Source organism: Virgibacillus sp. FSP13, from assembly GCF_054048505.1.
Window position 1 is genome coordinate 1 of the sequence record NZ_JBSVKG010000050.1, and the last position, 3,665, is coordinate 3,665.

Below are 3,665 nucleotides of genomic sequence, written 5' to 3' on the forward strand. Positions count from 1 at the left end.
ATCGGCGCGAGATCGAAAACATCGGCGCGAGATCGAAAACATCGGCGCGAGATCGGTAAAAAACATTCACTTTCCTTCCAAAATAGGCTAAAAACAAGTAAACTGGACAGAAAAGGGATATTGTTTCGAATTTAGAATTGGAGGATGTATTGGGATGGATATAGGAATTAATAAGCGTAAAACCGAGCACATTCGACTGTGTTTAACGGAGAATGTGGAAGGGGTTAATAAAACGACAGGATTAGAAGGAATTTCGTTTATACATAATGCATTACCTGAAATTGATTTTGCTGATATCCAGTTAGATTCTACTTTTTTAAATAAAAAGGTAAAGGCACCATTACTTGTAAGTTCAATGACTGGTGGTTCAGAACTTGCAGAGAAAATAAATACCAATTTGGCTGTAGCCGCAGAAGAAAGAGGTTGGGCAATAGCGTTAGGTTCAACCCGTGCACTACTTGAGAGTGACGCACATAAGGAATCTTTCTTAATTCGTAAACATGCACCAACTGTACCGTTAATCGCCAATATTGGAGCGGTACAATTAAATTATGGTTATGGTGCAGAAGAATGCCAACGACTGGTTGAATTAACTGAAGCCGATTCACTTTATTTGCATCTAAATAGTCTACAAGAGGTAGTTCAAGATGAAGGAGATTTGAATTTTAATGATTTGCTTCCGAAAATTGAGGAAGTCTGTAAATCATTAGATGTCCCTGTTGGGGTAAAAGAAGTAGGTTTTGGAATCGATGGCACCGTTGCCGAAAAACTATATCATGCAGGTGTATCTTTTGTCGATGTTGCCGGTGCTGGAGGTACATCGTGGAGTCAGGTTGAAAAGCTACGTTCTAAAGATCCATTGCGAAAAGCTGCAGCGGAAGCTTTTAATAGTTGGGGCAATCCGACGAAAGATTGTATTGTTTCGGTAAAAAGTAAATTGCCGGACATTCCTATTGTTGCAAGTGGTGGCATGAAGACTGGTGTTGATGCAGCCAAAGCAATGACGATCGGCGCAGATATGGTTGGCTTTGCCAGACAATTACTGCAGGGGGCAACGGAGTCAGAAGAAAAAGTAATGCAGGCAATGGAACAAATTGAGTTTGAATTGAAAATGGTGATGTTTGGGATTGGTGTTAAATCGATTCATGAATTAAAGAATACCAATCAAGTAAGTATTATGGGAAAATCATTGTTAGATGAAAATAGCTAAAGCCATATAAGGGCTTTAGCTATTTTAATAGTAAGGAAAGCATAAAATTTGAGGCGAAAATCTTGGTAGGCCATGTCCAGCTATACGCACAAGACGTGGCGTTATTGGCCAGTAAGAGCGCTTTATGTTTTATACGTTGCAACAAGGGAATGGTTCAAAAAAAGGAGGGTGTACAATGCCTTGGACGTTAAATAATTACCCTTTATCAATGAAAAATCTCGACAAAGTTGTCCGGAAAAAAGCAATTGATATAGCAAATTCAATGGTTGATGAAGGATATGAAGAAGGTCGCGCGATTCCAATTGCAACAGAACAGGCAAAAGGATGGTATGAAAATACGGATGAGGCGGAGGTTACGGAATATTATCATGAAGGGAGACCAACTGAACGGTCCAAAGCAAAAAGTCAGAATGAGAATAACCCTGAGCGCTTGGAAGAAGGGGAACATGTGGAAAAACATGAACATGGTTGGGCAGTAATATCCAATAATGCGAAGAAGCCAAGTGCAATTTTTAATCGAAAAGATAATGCGATAAAACGGGCGCGTGAAATCGCTAATAATAAAGGGACGAAATTGACGATTCACAATCGGAATGGCACGGTTCAAAAAACGCACAACATTAATTGTATATCACGTGAATAACTAGTGCATTGTTGATAGCCTATTACGCATATTTTCATTCCTTCTTCTAATACTAGTAAAAAATGGAGGGATAGCAATGGATAATCATATGCATGAAAGCAAGGACTCAAAGCCAATTCCTATGACATCAATAACAAGTGGAACGGGGCAAGAGGTTCGCAATGATGTTTATTATTATACGGATCAGATTGTTAACGTTAGTTTTATTGGTATGCCGGAGAATGGAAAGTGGATTTTAGTAGATGCAGGCTTACCAAAGGCTGCTTCAGAAATTTTGTCTGTTGTAAATAATCGGTTTGGCAAAGGCAGTAAGCCAGATGCAGTTGTGTTAACACATGGGCATTTTGATCATGTGGGCGGGTTAGTTGATCTAATAAATGAATGGAAAGTACCTGTTTACGCCCATGAACAGGAACTTCCTTATTTAACTGGGGAAAAAAGCTATCCTGAACCAGATTCAACTGTGGAAGGTGGGCTTCTTGCCAAGATTTCACCAATCTATCCGAATGAACCCATTAATTTAAGGGAAGCAGTGAAACCATTGCCGGCAAATAACACTATCCCAGGATTGGATGACTGGCAATGGATCCACACACCAGGGCATGCACCAGGCCATGTATCACTGTTTCGAGAAAAAGATCGCACGTTATTGGCTGGGGATGCCTTTATAACAGTTCGGCAAGATTCCTTTTATAGTGTGTTAATGCAAACAGAGCAAGTGAATGGTCCGCCAAGATATTTAACGACCGATTGGCATGCTGCATGGGAATCAGTAAAAAAGTTAGCCGATTTAAAACCGGAATTGGCTGTTACCGGGCATGGTCATTATATGGAAGGAGAAGCTTTAACAAAGGGATTGCAAAACCTTGTGGAGAATTTTGAACAGATTGCTGTTCCGGACTATGGGCGTTATACTGACGGGAAGTTGCATTAAATAGCCTTTTTCTAGTTAATTGTAAGCACAATATTATTAAATAAAAGTTTTCTTGTGCTACAATATCTAGTGAAATGAGGTGTTTCAACATGAAAATTGAAATATGGTCCGACTTTGTGTGCCCTTTTTGCTATATGGGAAAGCGCAGGTTGGAAAATGCTTTAGAACAGTTCTCGCATAAAGATGATGTTACGATTGAATATAAAAGTTATGAGCTCGATCCAAACGCAGAAAAAAACCCTGGTAAATCAATCCATGAATTAATGGCAGGAAAATTTGGTTCAACAATAGAAAAGGCGAAAAGTATGAATGATAATATGGCAAGTCAAGCAGCTGAACTTGGTTTGACATATAATTTTGACACAATGCAGCATACCAATACACTTGATGCCCACCGTGTTGCTAAATATGCTGAAAGAAAAGGTAAAGGAAAAGAAATGACAGAACGCCTGTTGAAAGCATATTTTACGGATTCAAAGCATATCGGTGATCCGGAGACATTAAAAGAACTTGCTGGTGAAATTGGTTTAGATACAGATGCGATCAACACATTACTTCAATCAGATGATTATTTAGCAAAAGTACGTGCGGATGAGGAAGAAGCAAAGCAAATCGGTGTTCAAGGTGTTCCGTTCTTTGTTTTTAATGAAAAATATGCTGTATCAGGTGCACAGCCAACAGAGGTTTTTACAGAAGTATTGGATAAGGTTTGGGAAGAAGAAAGCGAAAAGCCTACTTTGCAATCATTAAATCCAAAGAAATCTGAGACAACGTATTGCACGGATGAAGGCTGTGAAGTAGAGAAAAAAGACTAAACATCTTTACGAAAAACTAACTCCTTGAAAGGATTGAATCCTTTTAAGGAGTTAGTTTTTTTA

The 3,665-nt window shown here is 39.0% G+C and carries 4 protein-coding genes; all 4 read left to right on the plus strand.

Features of this window, described 5'->3' with window-relative positions; genetic code table 11:
* Positions 1–154 precede the first annotated feature (154 nt).
* The 4 genes from fni to ACW2QC_RS20000 all read left to right on the plus strand — a co-directional run bounded on the left by fni (position 155) and on the right by ACW2QC_RS20000 (position 3,602).
* A complete protein-coding gene (fni, locus tag ACW2QC_RS19985) occupies positions 155–1,210 on the plus strand; it encodes a type 2 isopentenyl-diphosphate Delta-isomerase (protein ID WP_457545684.1) in 1,056 nt (351 codons plus the stop codon).
* 175 nt (positions 1,211–1,385) lie between these two features.
* Positions 1,386–1,853 (plus strand): DUF2188 domain-containing protein, encoded by a 468-nt coding sequence (locus ACW2QC_RS19990; RefSeq protein WP_457545685.1) that lies wholly within the window; start codon positions 1,386–1,388, stop codon positions 1,851–1,853.
* A gap of 76 nt (positions 1,854–1,929) precedes the next feature.
* Positions 1,930–2,787, plus strand: coding sequence for an MBL fold metallo-hydrolase (locus tag ACW2QC_RS19995; RefSeq protein ID WP_457545686.1), 858 nt, complete (start codon positions 1,930–1,932; stop codon positions 2,785–2,787).
* 89 nt (positions 2,788–2,876) lie between these two features.
* Positions 2,877–3,602, plus strand: a complete 726-nt coding sequence (locus tag ACW2QC_RS20000) for a DsbA family oxidoreductase (protein ID WP_457545687.1) — start codon at positions 2,877–2,879, stop codon at positions 3,600–3,602.
* Positions 3,603–3,665 lie beyond the last annotated feature (63 nt).